A 19,082-nucleotide genomic window follows, 5' to 3' on the forward strand; every position below is an offset into this window, starting at 1 on the left:
TTTTATTAGTTGACTAAATGCTAAAATCTTATCAGTGAGAAGATTTCTTAAAGTTTATTCTTTGTAGTTTCATCTGTATTAGTATATAATTTAATTTAGAGAAAATAGGAGGACTAATCAGATGGAATTAAAAGATTTTACAGAAAAAGAACAGGAAATGATAAAGAATGGGCTGACGACGTCTAAGATTAGTGACAAGGAAACTGCTGAGAAGATTCTTGCGCTTGTCCCACAAGACTTGATTAAGCGAATCCCATTTTTCGTCAGAAAACATGCTACGACACGTACGATTAAACGCATTTCAGTTGAACACCCTGAGCTTTACGCTGCAGCTCAAACAAGTGGTGAAATCCCAGAAAAAGAACGAGAAGAACTACGTCAGATTATCACAACTATTTTTGAACAAAAGATGAATAAGCATAGTATTAAGTAGAGAATGAAAATGTATTTGATTTGTGAATTGTTCACTAGTTATATATCATTTTAAAAATCGCAATTTATATTCTACTATACAATACTCAACAAAAAACGAACAGGCTCTTTTTCTGTTATTCAGAAGAGAACTTGTTCGTTTTTATCTTGATTTTCTTAAAAAGCTCGATAAACATAGGGATTTTCTGGTTTATCGACTTTGGTAAAGCTTTCGATTTCCAAGGTTGGAAGGTTTTGTTTGAGTTCTTTATGGTAGTGATTGACCAGTTTTCCCTTGGCTGTTATCCAAGTATTATTTTCATATTGACGGGTATTTCCCTTGGTCAGTAATCCATAGACACCAGAATCTGCGATACAGTGAATAATGCCGAAGCGGAACAGAAATTGACTATTGGCATGACTGGGGTCATTATAGACAAAGCCTGTGAATTGGACCGTCTTGCCCTCAAACTCATCTGGATAGTCGTAGATAGCCTCCATGACTTCCATATAGTTTTCGTTGGTAATCTGAATGTTATCCTGGGACAAGTATTTATCCGCCGTCGTTCGCATCTCCTTTTCATAGGCTGTTTTTGAGAAATAAGAACTGGTATCTGGTTTCAAATATTGGCTTGTCGTCCCTTCACTTGTCTGAATGGCCAGATCCGTTCCTTCCGATAGGGGGAAATGATAGCCTTTGGCTGAAACGGTCTGGGAATCCAAGCTAACAGTTGGGAAAGTTAAGCCGATGACAAGTGGAATAGCCAGAAGAGCAAGACTCGTCATCTTGGCCAATCGGCTGTTCAGATGACTGTGGGTTTTGACTTGCTTCATCCAGATATACAGTTGAACAATTGCCAAAATAAAGGAAAGCACCATGGAGATATAGGCCAGATAGGAATAGTGCATGTTGATGTACTGGTTTAATTTGCCCGACAGATGGAGATAAATGGTCAGTTCAAAATAGCCAGCTAAAACTAAAAATCGAATCATAGGATGACTCCAATCAAGAGAGAATAGACTAAGACGACAAGAGTTACAATCGTAATGAAGTGACTGATAAATCGTGCTTTCAAGTAATTTTTCATCATGAGAATATTTTTGATATCCAGCATTGGACCAATCACCAGAAAGGCCAGAACTGGTGCCAAACCGAAACTCGAGAGAAGAGAGGCACCGATAAAGGCATCCGCCTCACTACAGAGCGACAGAAGAAAGGCCAAAAGCATCAAGAGCAAGATGGCAAAAAGAGGGGTCGCACTGATAGAGGTCAGAATCCGTGTCGGAACATAGACCTGTATAACAGAGGCAAAGAGACAGCCGAATACCAAATAACGTCCCGTATCAAAAAATTCATCAATTGCTTGCACAAAAACCTGAAAAACCTTTTTTGCAGGGCTTAAGTGAGAAAAATCATGCTCATGACAGGCCAACCGATTTTCTTTCTGAATCGGTTCTTGCCAGAAAAATCCCAGAAAAATTCCTAGTATTACAGCCACAACGATGGAACCCAGAGCTCGTAACAGGGCGATGTGGAAGGAATTACCAAAGGCAGAATAGGTCGCAAAAAGAACAATGGGATTGATGACAGGTGCTGTTACGAGAAAGGGAACAGCCGTGTAACTGGGAACTTTCTTTTCCAGAAAACGATTGATAATGGGGACGATTCCACATTCACAAGAAGGGAAAAGTATACCGACAAAGGTCCCAAAAAAGATTCTCCCCCAACGATTTCGAGGGAGAAAATGATAAACCTTGTTAGGTGTGATATAAACCTCAATCAGCCCTGAGACAATGCTTCCTATCAGAACGAAGGGAAGGGCTTCAATGATAATGGAGAGAAAAATGGCTCCAGTTTGAAGCACACTAGATGGGAGTTGTTGGAAAGCAGTCATCTAGTTTTTCTTTTCTGCTTTGGCTTTTTTCTCTTTGTCATCAGGGAAAGTGACTTGTTTCAAATCAGGGAGTTTAGCAAACTCTTCAAACATCTTGTCCAAGTCGTCTCGTTTTGTAAATTTTACAGCCATAGGTGTACCTCGATTCTAAATTCTACCTCTATTATACTATTATTTTAAGGAAAAGGGAGTTTTTTAATTTGTTTTCGATAGTTGATACTCTTCGAAAATCTCTTCAAACCACGTCAGCTTCGTCTTGCCGTATATATCATAGGTATAGGTAACTGACTTCGTCAGTCTTATCCACAACCTCAAAACCGTGTTTTGAGCTGACTTCGTCAGTCTTATCCACAACCTCAAAACGGTGTTTTGAGCAGCCTGCGGCTAGCTTCCTAGTTTGCTTTTTGATTTTCATTGAGTATGAAAAGGATTGGAGAAAGCCTTCCAGCTTATGGTATAATAGTTTCATGGATAAAAAATATGAAAAAATCTCCCAGGATTTGGGAGTGACTTTAAAGCAAATCGATACCGTTCTAAGTTTGACAGCTGAAGGGGCGACTATTCCCTTTATCGCCCGTTATCGCAAGGACATGACTGGTAGTCTGGATGAGGTGGCGATTAAGGCCATTATTGACTTGGATAAAAGTCTGACCAACCTCAACGACCGTAAGGAAGCTGTTTTAGCTAAGATTCAAGAACAAGGCAAGTTGACCAAGGAATTGGAGGAAGCTATCTTAGCTGCCGAAAAATTAGCAGACGTTGAAGAACTCTATCTTCCATACAAGGAAAAACGTCGGACTAAGGCAACCATTGCCCGTGAAGCCGGACTTTTCCCACTTGCTCGCTTAATCTTGCAAAATGTAGCGGACTTAGAAAAAGAGGCTGAAAAGTTTGTTTGTGAAGGATTTGCGACTGGTAAGGAAGCCTTGGCTGGTGCAGTTGATATCTTGGTTGAAGCCTTATCAGAAGATGTGACTTTGCGTTCTATGACTTATCAGGAAGTGTTGAGACACTCTAAACTCACTTCTCAAGTCAAGGATGAAAGTCTTGATGAAAAGCAGGTTTTTCAAATTTACTATGATTTCTCAGAGACGGTTGGCAATATGCAAGGCTATCGAACCTTGGCCCTCAATCGTGGGGAGAAGTTAGGTGTCTTGAAGGTCGGTTTTGAACATGCGACGGACCGCATCCTAGCTTTCTTTGCTACTCGTTTCAAGGTGAAAAACGCCTATATTGATGAAGTAGTTCAGCAATCTGTTAAAAAGAAAGTCTTGCCTGCTATTGAGCGCCGTATTCGTACAGAATTGACTGAAAAAGCAGAAGAAGGGGCTATCCAACTCTTTTCTGACAACTTGCGCAATCTCCTCTTGGTTGCTCCGCTGAAAGGGCGCGTGGTTCTTGGATTTGACCCAGCCTTTCGTACAGGTGCCAAGCTAGCTGTCGTGGATGCAACAGGGAAAATGCTGACAACTCAGGTCATTTATCCTGTCAAACCAGCGTCAGCTCGTCAAATCGAAGAATCTAAGAAAGATCTGGCAGACTTGATTGGTCAATACGGCGTGGAAATTATTGCCATCGGAAATGGTACTGCTAGTCGTGAAAGTGAAGCCTTTGTGGCGGAAGTTCTGAAAGATTTCCCTGAAGTCAGCTATGTCATCGTCAATGAAAGTGGTGCTTCAGTCTACTCTGCCAGTGAACTTGCTCGTCAGGAGTTTCCAGACTTAACCGTTGAAAAACGTTCTGCTATCTCTATTGCCCGTCGCTTGCAAGATCCCCTTGCTGAATTGGTCAAAATCGATCCTAAGTCAATCGGTGTCGGTCAATATCAACATGATGTTAGCCAAAAGAAACTGTCTGAAAGTCTGGATTTCGTCGTGGATACCGTGGTGAACCAAGTCGGTGTCAACATCAATACAGCCAGCCCAGCTCTTCTTTCCCATGTCGCTGGACTCAATAAAACCATCTCTGAAAATATCGTTAAATATCGTGAGGAAGAAGGAAAACTCACTTCACGCGCCCAAATCAAGAAAGTTCCTCGTCTGGGAGCCAAGGCCTTTGAGCAGGCAGCTGGTTTCCTCCGTATTCCAGAAAGTAGCAATATCCTTGATAATACAGGAGTTCACCCAGAAAACTATGCTGCTGTTAAGGAACTCTTCAAACGCTTGGACATCAAAGACCTGAATGAAGAAGCCCAAGACAAACTCAAGTCGCTTTCAGTCAAGGAAATGGCGCAAGAGCTAGACCTTGGTACAGAAACTCTTAAAGATATCATTGCCGACCTTCTCAAACCAGGTCGAGATTTCCGTGATTCCTTTGATGCACCTGTGCTTCGCCAAGATGTCCTAGATATCAAAGACTTAGTGGTTGGTCAGAAGCTAGAGGGTGTTGTGCGTAACGTCGTTGACTTTGGTGCCTTCGTTGACATTGGGATTCACGAGGACGGTCTCGTCCATATTTCCCACATGAGTCGCAAATTTATCAAACATCCCAGTCAAGTGGTGTCAGTTGGAGATTTGGTGACCGTTTGGGTCAAGAAAATTGATACTGAACGTGAAAAAGTCAATCTGTCGCTCCTCGCTCCAAATGAAACTGACTGATTACGTTAAGCAGGTTTCACTAGAAGACTTCGGCAGACCTTTTATCCATCAATCTCAGTGGAATAGGCGTCTACGTTCGACAGGTGGACGATTTTTCCCAAAAGATGGACATCTGGATTTTAATCCCAAGGTTTATCAGGAACTGGGGTTGGACGTTTTTAGGAAAATTGTCCGACATGAACTCTGTCACTATCACCTCTATTTTCAAGGGAAGGGTTATCAACATAAAGATCGGGATTTTAAGGAACTTTTGAAAGCAGTGGATGGATTACGCTTTGTACCAACCTTGTCAAATAGCAACTCCAAACCACTCAAGCTTTATCGTTGTCAATCCTGCCAGCAAAGTTATCAGCGCAAACGAAGGATTGATACTAAACGCTATCGCTGTGGACTTTGTCGAGGTAAATTGCTACTAATAAATCAGCCTGAGGACTGATGAAAGCCGAGCCTACCCGTGATATACTATGTCTAACCTAGCAGAAAGAGGAAATATCATGAACAGTAAATTTTATAAAATGAGACGAAATCGCATGGTTTCAGGAGTTTTGGCAGGTCTGTCAGACAAGTGGAACTTTGATGTTACCCTTGTTCGTTTTCTGTTTGCCATTTTTACAGTCGCAAACTTTGGACTTGGCGTGATTATCTATATCATCCTAGCTTCTATCATGCCTACCAAGGAAGAAATCGAAGCAGAAATGTACGGAACAGGCCCACGTAAACGCAAAGAAGCCCAAGCCATTGATGATAATGAAGGCTGGTTTTGGTGAGGTTCTACAGAAGATTTGGAATATGCAAAAAGCTTTAAATCAATAGTCTAAACTGCTTGATTTAAAGCTTTTTTACTTTTAATAATATTTTTCCAGCTTCTTCTACAAACTAAAATCATGTTTTTGAACTCATGTTTCTAATCTGATTTTTTATGCTGAGACAATACATTTTTTGAAAAATGGTGGATGCTGATAACAACTGATAGCCAACAAATAGCATAAGCAGTACCTGTAAATTCTGTACCGATAAAGTATGTTTTTTCAACTAAGAGCTGACCGATGAATGGAGAGAGCAGATAGAGAAATCCGATGAGTATATGTTCTTTATGTTTCATTAAAGCGCACCTTCTTTCCTTATAGGTTGAACGACTTGCAAGTGTTCAATTTAATGGTATGTTATCTAGGTAAGCTTACTCAAATGTTAGTTCCCGCTTCCTCCTTTCTAAAGTAAGCCTTTTCACACTTATATTTTACAACTTTAAAAATAGGAAATCAAATCATTTTATAAGTAATTTTGCTTACATTTCCCCCAATCTTACAAAAATGTAAGATTAAAGTCTCTTTTGTAAGGTTAGGTTATGGCAAGCGGTCTTTTTTTGATGTAAACTAGACTCATAAAGAACAAAGGAGTAACATCATGAAACAAATCTTACATAAGAAAACAAGAAAACCAAGCCACAAAGATATCGAGCGCGTTCAGCTGGGATGCGCTATGATGCAAGCAACATTTCATTTGATGGGATATTAAGAAAGGAGATTCTCATGACACTTTTAGATGTAAAACACGTTCAAAAAATTTATAAAACACGTTTTCAGGGCAACCAAGTAGAGGCCCTCAAGGATATTCACTTTACCGTGGAAAAAGGTGACTACGTTGCCATCATGGGTGAGTCTGGTTCTGGTAAATCAACTCTTCTCAATATTCTAGCTATGCTGGATAAACCGACTCGTGGGCAGGTTTACTTAAATGGAACTGACACCGCAACCATTAAAAATTCACAGGCTTCTAGCTTCCGTCGTGAAAAGTTGGGCTTCGTCTTCCAAGATTTTAACTTACTAGATACGCTCTCTGTTAAGGACAATATCTTGCTTCCACTTGTCTTGTCAAGAAGACCCATTACAGAAATGATGAAGAAATTGGTGGTGACAGCTGAGAATCTAGGTATCAACCAATTGCAAGAGAAGTACCCTTACGAGATTTCTGGTGGTCAGAAACAGCGTGTAGCAGTAGCCCGCGCTATCATCACAGAACCTGAAATTCTCCTTGCGGATGAGCCAACAGGTGCCCTTGACTCTAAGTCATCTGCAGCCTTACTTGATGTTTTTGATGAAATCAATGAGCGCGGCCAAACCATTCTCATGGTAACCCACTCAACAGCAGCAGCTAGCAGAGCTAAACGTGTACTCTTTATCAAAGACGGCATTCTTTACAACCAAATCTACCGTGGAGAGAAGACAGAACGTCAGATGTTCCAAGAGATCTCTGATACCTTGACTGTCATGGCAAGCGAGGTGAATTAGTATGTTTCGATTAACCAATAAGTTAGCGGTATCGAACTTGATTAAAAACCGCAAACTCTACTATCCTTTTGCGCTGGCTGTTCTCTTGGCAGTCACCGTCACTTATCTCTTTTATTCCCTAACCTTCAATCCTAAGATTGCGGAAATCCGTGGAGGATCCACCATTCAAGCTACTCTAGGATTTGGTATGTTTGTTGTCACCCTTGCGTCAGCCATTATCGTCCTCTATGCTAATAGTTTTGTTATGAAAAACCGTTCCAAGGAACTAGGAATTTATGGCATGTTGGGCTTGGAGAAGCGTCATCTAATCAGTATGACCTTTAAGGAGTTAGTGCTATTTGGGATTCTAACTGTTGGAGCAGGTATCGGTATTGGAGCCTTGTTTGACAAGTTGATTTTCGCTTTGCTACTCAAACTGATGAAATTGAAGGTTGAACTGGTCGCTACCTTCCAGATGAAAGTTGTCATTGCAGTACTTCTTGTCTTCGGTTTGATTTTCATAGGACTCATGTTCCTAAATGCCCTTCGAATCGCTCGTATGAATGCTCTCCAGCTCTCGCGTGAGAAAGCAAGCGGAGAGAAAAAAGGTCGTTTCCTACCTCTCCAAACGATTCTTGGTTCCATAAGTTTAGGGATTGGCTATTATCTTGCCCTTACGGTAAAAGATCCTCTTACAGCCCTAACAACTTTCTTCCTAGCTGTTTTACTGGTTATCTTTGGTACTTATCTATTGTTTAATGCAGGAATTACCGTTTTCCTTCAAATCTTAAAGAAAAACAAGAAATACTATTACCAACCAAATAACCTCATCTCTGTTTCCAACTTGATTTTTCGTATGAAGAAAAATGCAGTTGGACTAGCAACCATCGCTATTTTGTCAACAATGGTTTTGGTAACCATGTCAGCAGCGACAAGCATTTTCAATTCCGCAGAATCCTTTAAAAAAGTTCTAAATCCTCATGATTTTGGAGTTTCAGGGCAAAATATTGAAAAAGAAGACTTGGACAAACTCTTGAGCCAGTTTGCAAGTGACAAAGGTTATAAGATTAAAGAGAAAGAAGTGATTCGTTACACTTACTTTGGTGTTGCGACCCAAGAAGGAAATAAGTTAACCCTTTTTGAAAAAGGACAAAATCGTGTCCAACCCACAACAGTTTTCATGGTATTTGACCAAAAAGATTATGAAAATATGACTGGTCAAAAACTGTCTCTATCAGGAAATGAGGTCGGACTCTTTGCAAAGAATGAGGGAGTTAAAGAACAGAAAACTCTAACTCTGAATGATCATCAATTTTCTGTCAAAGAAGAATTTAATAAAGATTTCATTGTCAACCATGTCCCAAATCAGTTTAATATTTTGACTGCTGATTACAATTACCTTGTTGTACCTGATTTACAAGCCTTTTTGGATCAATTCCCAGATTCGGCTATCTATAATCAGTTTTACGGTGGCATAAATGTAAATGCCAGTGAAGAAGAACAACTCAAGGTCGCTGAAGAATATGATAAATACCTCGATCAATTTAATGCTCAATTAAACACGGAAGGTAGCTATGTGTATGGTAGTAATTTATCAGATGCTAGTGCTCAGATGAGTGCCCTCTTTGGTGGTGTCTTCTTTATCGGTATTTTCCTATCCATTATCTTTATGGTCGGAACTGTTCTGGTCATCTACTACAAACAAATTTCTGAAGGCTACGAAGATCGTGAACGCTTTATTATCTTGCAGAAAGTCGGTTTGGATCAAAAGCAAATCAAGCAAACCATCAACAAACAGGTTTTAACTGTTTTCTTCCTTCCTTTGCTCTTTGCCTTCATACATCTCGCCTTTGCCTACCATATGCTTAGTCTGATTTTAAAAGTGATTGGTGTAATAGATACGACTATGATGTTGATTGTGACCTTGTCTATCTGCGCTATCTTCCTCATCGCCTATATCTTGATTTTTATGATTACTTCAAGAAGCTATCGCAAGATTGTACAAATGTAAAAAAGATACCTCGACTTCAAAATCGAGGTATTTCTTATGTTCTAAATGCTGAAAAGTTGTCCGAGCAGGAAGGTAACTCCCATAGTCAAGAGCCCAATAGCTAGGTTCCTAATCATAGCTGTTTTGGTTGGGGCTTTTCCAAGTCTGGCACTAGTGTAACCAGTGAGAAGAAGGGCCACACCGACGATAAGGACAGTAGCAGGAATGCGGTATTCACTTGGGAAAATGGTAATTGAAAGCATGGGTGGTAAGCTACCAAGGAAAAAAGAAATAAAGCTAGAGATAGCAGCATGCCAAGGATTGGTAAATTCTTCATACTCAATCCCATATTTTTCCTCTACCAAAGCCTTGAGCGGATTATTTAAAAAGGCTTTGTTGGTGAGAAGTTGGGCTGATGTTTCACACTCGCCATTTTGAATATAGGCAGCATAGAGGGACTTTTTGGCTAGTTCCATATCTTGGTCTAGCAAGATTTGCTCACGTGCAACGGCTGCTTCCTCGGTATCTTTTTGAGTTGAAACAGATACATATTCTCCACCAGCCATTGAAAAGGCACCGGCCAAAATAGCTGCAAATCCTGATAAAAAGATAATCCAGATATTGCTCGTAGCACTAGCAACTCCAATAACCACACCAGCAATGGAAATAATTCCATCGTTAGCACCAAGAACACCCGCACGCAGGATATTTAAACGACCTGCAAAATTTGAATCAATTTCGTGATTTGTTTCTGACATACTAATCTCCTTTTTATCCAGTATAAAGGAAACAGGTAATGAAATCAATCTTTTAAAAGTATCTGAAAAAAGTTGCACGATTTTAATGATATAAAAATGTCGACATCTTCTCTGCTAAATCAAACACCGAGGGTACTGAGTATAGAATTGCATAAAAAATTTTAAATTAAATATGATAAACATTTTGTTCACTTTATAATCGTTTACAAGAGAATAATTAGTGTGAAATCAAATAAAATCCAACTATTTTGCGAACTTTTTTATATTTTTTTCGTAAAAGGCTTTACAAGTTCTTAAAAACATGATATAGTAATAAAGCTTAGAAAATGAGATGATGTTTTCTAGCAAATATAAACCCGAGTAAAAAATGCCTACGGACAGGCAGGGTTGAATGCCGAAGCGTGGTTGAAAAACCACATTATTGATAGGGTTAAAAGCCTACTTTTATAAGTTGATGTTAGGACACTTGTCCTAATTCATAAATTTTTAGTGTGGTGAAAGCACACGTCATCTTGTGAAACGATCAATAAAGTACGTAATATTTGCTACTAGAGAGTTAGGAAACATCGGGAACAGACATACTCAAAAGAAACAAACAAAAAAACGTCAGAAGATTGCAGAGCAGGTGAAAACCTGTTCTTTTTTCATGAGTCAACCTTTAGTTCCTTAGTTTTCATAAGGTCCTAAAAATATTGAAAGGAGTATGTCTTGAAGGAGTTAGATCAAAACCAAGCCCCAATTTATGAGGCCATGGTGAAGTTACGCAAGAAAAGGATTGTTCCCTTTGATGTTCCAGGTCACAAGCGTGGACGAGGAAATCCAGAACTTGTCGAACTCTTAGGAGAAAAATGTGTAGGCATTGATGTTAATTCGATGAAACCCTTGGATAATCTTGGTCACCCCATTTCGATTATTCGGGATGCAGAGGAGCTGGCAGCTGATGCTTTTGGAGCTAGTCATGCCTTTCTCATGATTGGGGGAACAACCTCATCGGTGCAGACTATGATTCTGTCAACCTGCAAGGCAGGAGATAAGATTATTCTGCCACGTAATGTCCACAAATCTGCTATTAATGCGTTGGTTCTATGTGGTGCCATTCCAATCTATATCGAGATGAGTGTAGATCCTAAGATTGGTATCGCTTTAGGTCTTGAAAATGACCGAGTAGCACAGGCCATAAAGGACCATCCAGATGCCAAGGCCATTTTGATTAACAACCCCACTTACTACGGCATCTGTTCAGACCTAAAAGGTTTGACAGAAATGGCTCATGAAGCTGGCATGATGGTTTTAGTAGATGAAGCCCACGGAGCACACTTACATTTTACTGATAAACTTCCAATTTCTGCTATGGATGCAGGTGCTGATATGGCAGCAGTCTCCATGCATAAGTCTGGTGGGAGTTTGACCCAAAGTTCGCTTCTTTTAATCGGGGAGCAGATGAATCCTGAATACGTTCGTCAGATCATCAACCTGACCCAGTCAACATCCGCCTCTTACCTGTTGATGGCTAGTCTGGATATTTCGCGTCGCAACTTGGCTCTTCGAGGTAAAGAGTCGTTTGAGAAGGTCATTGAGCTATCCGAGTACGCTCGTCGTGAAATCAATGCCATTGGTGGCTACTATGCCTATTCAAAAGAGTTAATAGATGGTGTGTCGGTCTGTGATTTTGATGTAACCAAGCTGTCAGTTTACACCCAGGGTATTGGCTTAACAGGTATCGAGGTTTATGACCTCCTACGAGACGAATACGACATTCAGATTGAGTTTGGTGATATTGGCAATATCTTGGCCTATATTTCGATTGGTGACCGCATCCAAGACATCGAGCGCTTGGTTGGTGCTCTTGCTGATATCAAGAGACTCTATTCACGAGATGGGAAGGACTTGATAGCTGGAGAATATATCCAACCGGAGTTGGTGTTATCTCCACAAGAAGCCTTCTATTCAGAGAGAAAAAGTTTGACCTTGGATGAATCTGTTGGACAGGTCTGTGGAGAATTTGTCATGTGCTATCCTCCAGGGATTCCTATCTTGGCTCCTGGTGAACGCATTACACGAGAAATTGTAGACTATATCCAATTTGCCAAAGAACGTGGTTGCTCCCTCCAAGGGACGGAAGATCCTGAGGTCAATCACATCAACGTCATTAAGAGAAAGGAGAACTAGATGGATTTATGGTTTTCTGAAGTTCATACTCCAGATGTGAAATTGTCCCTGAGAACAGCCAAGCAACTCTACGCTGGTAAAAGTGAATGGCAGGATATCGAAGTCTTGGATACACCAGCTTTTGGAAAGATTTTGATTTTAAATGGGCACGTCTTGTTCTCAGATGCGGATGATTTTGTCTACAATGAAATGACCGTCCACGTTCCCATGGCTGTCCACCCAAATCCCAAGAAAGTCTTGGTTATTGGGGGTGGTGACGGCGGTGTTGCCCAAGTATTAACACTCTATCCTGAATTGGAACAAATCGATATTGTAGAACCTGATGAAATGTTGGTAGAGGTTTGTCGTGAGTATTTCCCAGATTTTGCCGCAGGGCTAGACGATCCTCGTGTTACCATTTACTACCAAAATGGGCTACGCTTTTTGCGAAACTGCGAAGATGACTATGATATTATCATCAACGATGCGACAGATCCATTTGGACATACGGAAGGGCTCTTTACCAAGGAATTTTACGGCAATAGTTATAGGGCTCTGAAGGAAGACGGTATCATGATTTACCAGCATGGGAGTCCCTTCTTTGATGAGGATGAGTCAGCTTGCCGAAGCATGCACCGCAAGGTCAATCAAGCCTTTCCAATCAGTCGGGTCTATCAAGCACATATTCCAACCAGCCCAGCTGGCTATTGGTTGTTTGGATTTGCATCGAAAAAATATCACCCTGTCAAAGATTTTGACAAGGAAGGCTGGAAAAAACGCCAGCTTTTCACAGAATACTATACTGCAAACTTACACGTGGGAGCCTTTATGTTGCCCAAGTATGTTGAGGACATTTTAGAAGAAGAGGAAGGAAAAAAATGAGTCGTTTATTAGTTATTGGATGTGGGGGCGTTGCCCAAGTTGCTATTTCAAAGATTTGCCAAGATAGCGAAACCTTTACAGAAATTATGATTGCTAGCCGTACCAAGTCAAAATGTGATGACTTGAAGGCTAAGCTGGAAGGCAAAACAAGTACAAAGATTGAGACAGCTGCTCTTGATGCTGATAATGTTCAAGAAGTCATTGCCCTGATTGAAAGCTACAAACCAGAAGCTGTTTTGAACGTAGCTTTACCTTATCAAGACTTGACTATCATGGATGCTTGTTTGGCAACAGGAGTCCACTATATCGATACCGCCAACTATGAGGCTGAGGATACAGAAGATCCTGAATGGCGTGCTATTTATGAGAAACGTTGCAAGGAACTTGGTTTTACTGCCTACTTTGACTACTCCTGGCAGTGGGCTTACCAAGAAAAATTCAAGGAAGCAGGCCTGACTGCCTTGCTTGGTTCTGGATTTGATCCAGGTGTGACCAGCGTCTTTTCTGCCTATGCTTTGAAACACTATTTTGATGAAATCCACTATATAGATATTTTAGACTGTAATGGTGGTGACCACGGTTATCCATTTGCGACAAACTTCAACCCAGAAATCAATCTCCGCGAGGTTTCTGCGCCAGGTTCTTACTGGGAAGATGGAAAATGGGTCGAAGTTGAAGCCATGTCTATCAAGCGCGAGTATGATTTCCCTCAAGTTGGACAAAAAGACATGTATCTCCTCCACCACGAAGAAATCGAATCATTGGCTAAGAACATTCCAGGCGTTAAACGCATTCGTTTCTTTATGACTTTTGGTCAATCATACTTGACGCACATGAAATGTTTGGAAAATGTCGGTCTCCTTCGTACGGATACCATTAACTTTAACGGTCAAGAAATTGTTCCAATCCAATTTTTGAAAGCCTTGCTTCCAGATCCAGCCAGCCTTGGCCCACGTACTGTAGGTAAAACCAATATCGGCTGTATCTTTGCAGGTGTCAAAGACGGTGTTGAAAAGACCATCTACATCTACAATGTTTGTGACCATCAGGAATGTTACGCGGAAGTTGGTTCACAAGCCATTTCTTACACGACAGGCGTTCCAGCCATGATTGGGACAAAATTAGTCATGAACGGAACTTGGAAACAAGCTGGAGTGTATAACCTTGAAGAATTGGATCCAGATCCATTCATGGAAGCTTTGAATGAGTATGGTTTACCTTGGGTTGTGGTTGAAAATCCACAAATGGTGGACTGATGAAGTTAGAACAAGTACCAACACCAGCTTATGTCATTGACTTAGCCAAGTTAGAAGCCAATTGCCGCATTTTGCAATATGTACAAGAAGAGGCTGGTTGCAAGGTTTTGCTAGCTCAAAAGGCATATTCCCTCTACAAAACCTATCCCTTGATTAGCCAGTATCTATCTGGTACAACTGCAAGTGGTCTATACGAGGCCAAGCTAGCTAGAGAAGAATTTCCAGGAGAAGTCCATGTATTTGCGCCTGCTTTCAAGGATGCGGACTTGGAGGAATTGCTGGAGATAACGGACCATATCGTTTTTAATTCTGAGAGACAGTTGCGTAAGCATGGTTCGCGTTGTCAGGAGGCTGGTATCAGTGTTGGTTTACGTCTCAATCCTCAATGTTCAACACAGGGTGACCATGCGCTCTATGACCCTTGTGCACCTGGTTCTCGTTTTGGAGTCACTCTAGACAAGATTCCGAGTGATTTACTAGATTTGGTGGATGGTCTTCATTTTCACACCCTTTGCGAGCAAGGTTCAGATGATTTACAGACAACTTTGAAAGCAGTAGAAGCGCAATTTGGTTCGTACTTACATGAGGTCAAATGGCTCAATATGGGGGGCGGACACCACATCACAAGAGAAGGTTACGATGTGGAATTGCTGATTTCAGAAATCAAGCGTATCCGAGAAACTTACAATCTTGAAATCTATATCGAGCCAGGTGAAGCCATTGCGCTCAATGCGGGTTATCTAGCAACTGAAGTATTGGATATTGTCGAAAACGGTATGGAAATCTTGGTTTTAGACGCCTCTGCGACCTGCCATATGCCTGATGTACTTGAGATGCCCTATCGTCCACCTTTGAGAAATGGCTTTGAGTCACAGGAAAAAGTCCATACATATAGACTTTCTTCCAATACTTGTCTGACGGGCGATGTGATTGGTGATTATAGCTTTGAAAATTCAGTCCAAATCGGTGATAGACTTTATTTCGAAGACATGGCTATTTACTCATTTGTCAAAAATAATACCTTTAATGGTATTGGATTGCCAAGTCTCTATCTTATGGACGAACAGGGAGACTGTAGCTTAGTCAAATCCTTTGGCTATCAAGATTTTAAAGGGAGATTATCATGATGGACAGTCCCAAAAAATTAGGCTATCGCATGCCAGCAGAATACGAGCCCCATCATGGTACTCTCATGATCTGGCCGACTCGACCAGGTTCATGGCCTTTTCAAGGAAAAGCTGCTAAAGCAGCATTTAGCCAGATTATCAAGACCATAGCAGAAGGGGAAAGAGTCTATCTTTTGGTGGAGCAAGACTATCTATCTGAAGCCCAATCTTATCTTGGAGACAAGGTTGTTTATTTAGACATTCCCACCAATGATGCCTGGGCGCGTGATACTGGCCCAACCATTCTCCTTAATGATAAAAGGGAAAAGTTGGCAGTAGACTGGTCTTTCAATGCTTGGGGTGGCGTTGTGGACGGTCTTTATCAAGATTATGAAGATGATGACCAAGTAGCCAGTCGTTTTGCTGAGGCCTTGGAAATGCCTGTTTACGATGCTAAGCCTTTCGTCCTTGAAGGCGGAGCCATTCATAGCGATGGTCAAGGAACCATTCTCGTAACTGAAAGTTGCTTGCTTAGTCCTGGTCGCAATCCTAACCTGACTAAAGAGGAAATCGAGAATACCTTATTAGACAGCCTTGGTGCTGAAAAAGTTATCTGGCTTCCTTATGGTATTTATCAGGACGAAACCAATGAACACGTTGACAATGTTGCTGCCTTCGTTGGTCCTGCAGAGCTTGTTTTAGCTTGGACGGACGACAAAAGTGATCCTCAGCATGCCATGTCAGCAGCTGATTTAGAGCTTTTAGAAAAGGAAACAGATGCAAAAGGTCGTCCCTTCACCATTCATAAACTTCCAATTCCAGCTCTTCATCAAGTTGTAACCAAAGAGGATTTGCCAGGCTACATCTATGAAGAAGGAGAAGAAGAGCGATATGCAGGTGAACGACTAGCAGCTTCCTACGTAAACTTTTATATCGCCAACAAGGCTGTCCTAGTTCCTCAGTTTCAGGATAAAAACGACCAAGTGGCCTTAGATATCCTCAGTAAGTGTTTCCCAGACCGTAAAGTTGTCGGAATTCCAGCCAGAGATATTCTTTTAGGTGGTGGCAATATTCACTGTATCACCCAACAAATCCCAGAATAGGAGAAAAAGATGAGAAATGTAAGAGTTGCAGCCATTCAGATGCAATGTGCCAAGGATGTGGCAACAAATATTCAAACAGCGGAGCGTTTAGTACGTCAGGCTGCAGAACAAGGTGCACAAATTATCCTTTTACCCGAATTGTTTGAACGTCCCTATTTCTGTCAGGAACGTCAGTATGACTACTACCAACATGCCCAGTCGGTGACAGACAATACAGCCATTCAGCATTTTAAGGTGATTGCTAAGGAACTAAAAGTTGTTTTACCAATCAGTTTCTATGAAAAAGATGGCAATGTCTTGTATAACTCTATTGCCGTCATTGATGCAGATGGAGAAGTGCTGGGCGTTTATCGAAAGACCCACATACCAGATGACCATTACTATCAAGAAAAATTCTATTTCACGCCTGGCAATACAGGTTTCAAGGTCTGGGATACTCGCTATGCTAAGATTGGGATCGGTATCTGTTGGGATCAATGGTTCCCTGAAACAGCCCGTTGTCTTGCATTGAATGGTGCTGAATTGCTCTTTTATCCAACTGCTATTGGCTCTGAGCCTATCCTAGATACGGACAGTTGTGGTCATTGGCAACGTACCATGCAAGGACACGCAGCAGCAAATATTGTCCCAGTTATTGCAGCCAATCGTTATGGTTTGGAGGAAGTCACTCCTAGTGAGGAAAATGGTGGACAGAGTTCCAGTCTTGACTTCTACGGTTCCTCCTTTATGACGGATGAAACAGGAGCTATTCTAGAGCGAGCTGAAAGACAAGGAGAAGCTGTTCTGTTAGCTACTTATGATCTTGACAAGGGAGCAGGCGAACGCCTAAACTGGGGCTTGTTTCGAGATAGAAGACCAGAAATGTATCGACGAATTACGGACTAGTAGGGGAGAAATGAGAGATTTATTATGCTAGACTCGTTTTTACTAGCAACTATAAGATACTAGGTCATCTAGCAAGTGAATTTTACATTTTAACCCTCTAAGGCTTTCTCGCGCTTTAATGCGAGGAGCTTTTCTATTTAAGCTTTATCAATAAAACATGCTATAATAGTTGCAGAAAGGTTGGTATTTATGGCTAGGATATTGGTTATTGAAGACAATAGTGACATTCAAGAGATTTTGCGAACACTTCTTACTGAGGAGCATGAGGTAATTCAAGCCTTTTCCGGTACAGAAGGAATCATGCGTTTTGACCAAGGTGGGATTGAGCTCGTTTTGCTAGATATCATGCTTCCTGGGAAAAATGGGGATCAGGTTTTAAAAGCCATCAGGGAACAAAGTCAAACTCCAGTCATTATGCTAACGGCTTTGAGCGATAAGAAGCTAATCAGTCAATATCTCTTAGATGGTGCCAATGATTACATAGTGAAACCTTTTGATTTGGATGAAGTCTTTGCTAGAGTTACTGTTCAGTTACGCCAAAGTGCAGAAAAACAGCCTGTGGAAATAGTAAAAACTGAAAATCTGCCACAAAACTTGAAAAATATCCAGTTTGATGCAGAAAGTTTTGAAATCAAAAATAACCAGGAAACGATTCGCCTTGCCAAGAAAGAATGCTTGATTCTCCAAACTCTCCTTAAACATCCTAAGAAAATTTTCACCAAGGAAGAACTGTATGAATTGGTCTGGGAGGAGAGCTACCTACCTGGAGATAATACCCTCAATACGCATTTGAGTAATCTTCGTAAAAAATTAAACCAGCTTGACCCAAATCAAGAATATATTGAAACCATCTGGGGCGTTGGGGTAAGATTAAAAGGAGACAAGCAATGACCTACATGATAATTTTTGTCCTACTAGTACTCCTAATTATTTTATCGATTGCATTGATTCGCTACCATCTAGCACTTAAAAACTTGAGTCAACAGATTGAAGACAAGATTCTCACAGGTAGTATGAAAAGAGTCGGAGTCAGCATTTTTTCCAAACATTTTTTACATCTCTACCAGCAGATTGATAATCTATTTCAGGAAGTGGAACAATCTCGATTGGTTATGAAAAGGGAAAAACAGACTCTGGATATGGCCATCAGCAATATCGCCCATGATATTCGGACGCCTTTGACTATCGCTTCAGGCTACACGCAACAATTGATAAAGTCTCCTGAAAACCAAGCAGAAACCCTACAAAAAATTGCCAATCATCTTGATTTAGTTTCCAAACGTTTGGAGGCACTCCTAGAATATCGTCGTTTGATGGAAGGGGCTGTCAAACCGAAACTGGAAGAAGTGGATTTTTCAACTTTTATCACCAAAAAGACTCTGGCTTATTATGATGTTTTTCAAGCGGCGAATATCACGCTTGATTTTAAGGTTGAAGATGATTTAAAAATGAGAACTGATGAAGACTTGCTGGATCGAATTTTACAAAATCTGCTTGGAAATGTCCTCAAACATGGCAAGGAAGAAGCGCGTCTATCTTTGAGAAAGGAAAAGGGACAGCTTGTCTTAGAGATTGCAAACCTTGTCAAACAGCCCATCAAAAAAATAGAAAATCTCAGCAACCGTTTTTATTCTGAAAATCTATCTGATACGGAAGAATCCTCTGGTTTAGGCCTTTATATCACTGAGGAATTATGTCATCTTCTCGGTGCAGAGATGAAACTAAGCACAGATGGGCAATGGTTGTCGGTTTTCATTTACTTTTAACGAAAAGAAACCCCCTCT

The 19,082-nt window shown here is 40.9% G+C and carries 19 protein-coding genes; 14 read left to right on the top strand and 5 right to left on the bottom strand.

Annotation, left to right across the window (positions count from 1 at the left end; genetic code table 11):
- Positions 1-121: 121 nt before the first annotated feature.
- Positions 122-433, top strand: coding sequence for a hypothetical protein (locus HT696_RS00060; protein WP_050252936.1), 312 nt, complete (start codon positions 122-124; stop codon positions 431-433).
- Between the two features lie 155 nt (positions 434-588).
- On the opposite strand, the gene HT696_RS00065 is transcribed toward HT696_RS00060, so the two are convergent.
- From HT696_RS00065 to HT696_RS10835, 3 genes are read right to left on the bottom strand one after another with little or no spacing between them, the layout of a single operon-like run.
- Complete coding sequence (locus HT696_RS00065) at positions 589-1,404, bottom strand: TIGR03943 family protein (protein WP_173217523.1); 816 nt, start codon at positions 1,402-1,404, stop codon at positions 589-591.
- Positions 1,401-2,306, bottom strand: a complete 906-nt coding sequence (locus HT696_RS00070) for a permease (protein ID WP_173217521.1) — start codon at positions 2,304-2,306, stop codon at positions 1,401-1,403. The genes HT696_RS00065 and HT696_RS00070 overlap by 4 nt, the downstream gene beginning before the upstream one ends.
- A complete protein-coding gene (locus HT696_RS10835) occupies positions 2,307-2,438 on the bottom strand; it encodes an SPJ_0845 family protein (protein WP_000268685.1) in 132 nt (43 codons plus the stop codon).
- A 335-nt stretch (positions 2,439-2,773) separates the two neighbouring features.
- Here HT696_RS10835 and HT696_RS00075 point away from each other — a divergent pair, with 335 nt between their 5' ends.
- Genes HT696_RS00075 through HT696_RS00085 form a run of 3 tightly spaced genes read left to right on the top strand, consistent with a single transcriptional unit; the run spans position 2,774 to position 5,670 of the window.
- Positions 2,774-4,903: a Tex family protein gene (locus HT696_RS00075; RefSeq protein ID WP_173282949.1), complete on the top strand. Its 2,130-nt coding sequence runs from the start codon at positions 2,774-2,776 to the stop codon at positions 4,901-4,903.
- Positions 4,890-5,339 carry a SprT family protein gene (locus tag HT696_RS00080; protein ID WP_173283074.1) on the top strand — a complete coding sequence of 150 codons (450 nt, stop codon included), beginning with the start codon at positions 4,890-4,892 and terminating at the stop codon, positions 5,337-5,339. Before HT696_RS00075 ends, HT696_RS00080 begins: the two co-directional genes overlap by 14 nt.
- Positions 5,340-5,397: 58 nt before the next feature.
- The gene (locus tag HT696_RS00085) at positions 5,398-5,670 is read left to right on the top strand and encodes a PspC domain-containing protein (RefSeq protein ID WP_049487080.1); all 273 of its coding nucleotides are present in this window, start codon (positions 5,398-5,400) and stop codon (positions 5,668-5,670) included.
- A 137-nt stretch (positions 5,671-5,807) separates the two neighbouring features.
- Here the strand turns inward: HT696_RS00085 and HT696_RS00090 are convergent, their stop codons facing one another.
- Entirely contained in the window at positions 5,808-6,005 is a 198-nt protein-coding gene (locus HT696_RS00090; protein ID WP_173282997.1) for a hypothetical protein, read from the bottom strand.
- A 427-nt stretch (positions 6,006-6,432) separates the two neighbouring features.
- Here HT696_RS00090 and HT696_RS00095 point away from each other — a divergent pair, with 427 nt between their 5' ends.
- Together HT696_RS00095 and HT696_RS00100 are read left to right on the top strand one after the other, a co-directional pair.
- Positions 6,433-7,191 (top strand): ABC transporter ATP-binding protein, encoded by a 759-nt coding sequence (locus HT696_RS00095; RefSeq protein ID WP_000173372.1) that lies wholly within the window; start codon positions 6,433-6,435, stop codon positions 7,189-7,191.
- A gap of 1 nt (position 7,192) precedes the next feature.
- A complete protein-coding gene (locus HT696_RS00100) occupies positions 7,193-9,181 on the top strand; it encodes an ABC transporter permease (protein WP_173282999.1) in 1,989 nt (662 codons plus the stop codon).
- A gap of 41 nt (positions 9,182-9,222) precedes the next feature.
- On the opposite strand, the gene HT696_RS00105 is transcribed toward HT696_RS00100, so the two are convergent.
- Positions 9,223-9,918, bottom strand: a complete 696-nt coding sequence (locus HT696_RS00105) for a VIT family protein (RefSeq protein WP_173283001.1) — start codon at positions 9,916-9,918, stop codon at positions 9,223-9,225.
- A 708-nt stretch (positions 9,919-10,626) separates the two neighbouring features.
- Here HT696_RS00105 and HT696_RS00110 point away from each other — a divergent pair.
- From HT696_RS00110 to HT696_RS00145, 8 genes are all read left to right on the top strand, one after another.
- On the top strand, positions 10,627-12,087 hold the full coding sequence (locus HT696_RS00110) for an aminotransferase class I/II-fold pyridoxal phosphate-dependent enzyme (protein ID WP_173283003.1): 1,461 nt from the start codon (positions 10,627-10,629) through the stop codon (positions 12,085-12,087).
- On the top strand, positions 12,088-12,948 hold the full coding sequence (gene speE, locus HT696_RS00115; protein WP_000366713.1) for a polyamine aminopropyltransferase: 861 nt from the start codon (positions 12,088-12,090) through the stop codon (positions 12,946-12,948).
- A complete protein-coding gene (locus tag HT696_RS00120) occupies positions 12,945-14,204 on the top strand; it encodes a saccharopine dehydrogenase family protein (protein ID WP_173283005.1) in 1,260 nt (419 codons plus the stop codon). The genes speE and HT696_RS00120 overlap by 4 nt, the downstream gene beginning before the upstream one ends.
- On the top strand, positions 14,204-15,331 hold the full coding sequence (gene nspC, locus HT696_RS00125) for a carboxynorspermidine decarboxylase (protein WP_173283007.1): 1,128 nt from the start codon (positions 14,204-14,206) through the stop codon (positions 15,329-15,331). The genes HT696_RS00120 and nspC overlap by 1 nt, the downstream gene beginning before the upstream one ends.
- Positions 15,328-16,413, top strand: coding sequence for an agmatine deiminase (gene aguA, locus HT696_RS00130; protein WP_173283009.1), 1,086 nt, complete (start codon positions 15,328-15,330; stop codon positions 16,411-16,413). Before nspC ends, aguA begins: the two co-directional genes overlap by 4 nt.
- Positions 16,414-16,422: 9 nt before the next feature.
- Positions 16,423-17,298 (top strand): N-carbamoylputrescine amidase, encoded by an 876-nt coding sequence (gene aguB / locus HT696_RS00135; protein ID WP_173218226.1) that lies wholly within the window; start codon positions 16,423-16,425, stop codon positions 17,296-17,298.
- A gap of 189 nt (positions 17,299-17,487) precedes the next feature.
- Positions 17,488-18,189, top strand: a complete 702-nt coding sequence (locus HT696_RS00140; RefSeq protein WP_173218228.1) for a response regulator transcription factor — start codon at positions 17,488-17,490, stop codon at positions 18,187-18,189.
- Entirely contained in the window at positions 18,186-19,064 is an 879-nt protein-coding gene (locus tag HT696_RS00145) for a HAMP domain-containing sensor histidine kinase (protein ID WP_173283011.1), read from the top strand. The genes HT696_RS00140 and HT696_RS00145 overlap by 4 nt, the downstream gene beginning before the upstream one ends.
- The last annotated feature ends 18 nt before the right edge of the window (positions 19,065-19,082 follow it).

This window comes from Streptococcus sp. 9903 (assembly GCF_013276625.1).
In the GTDB taxonomy this organism is placed as follows: Bacteria; Bacillota; Bacilli; order Lactobacillales; family Streptococcaceae; genus Streptococcus.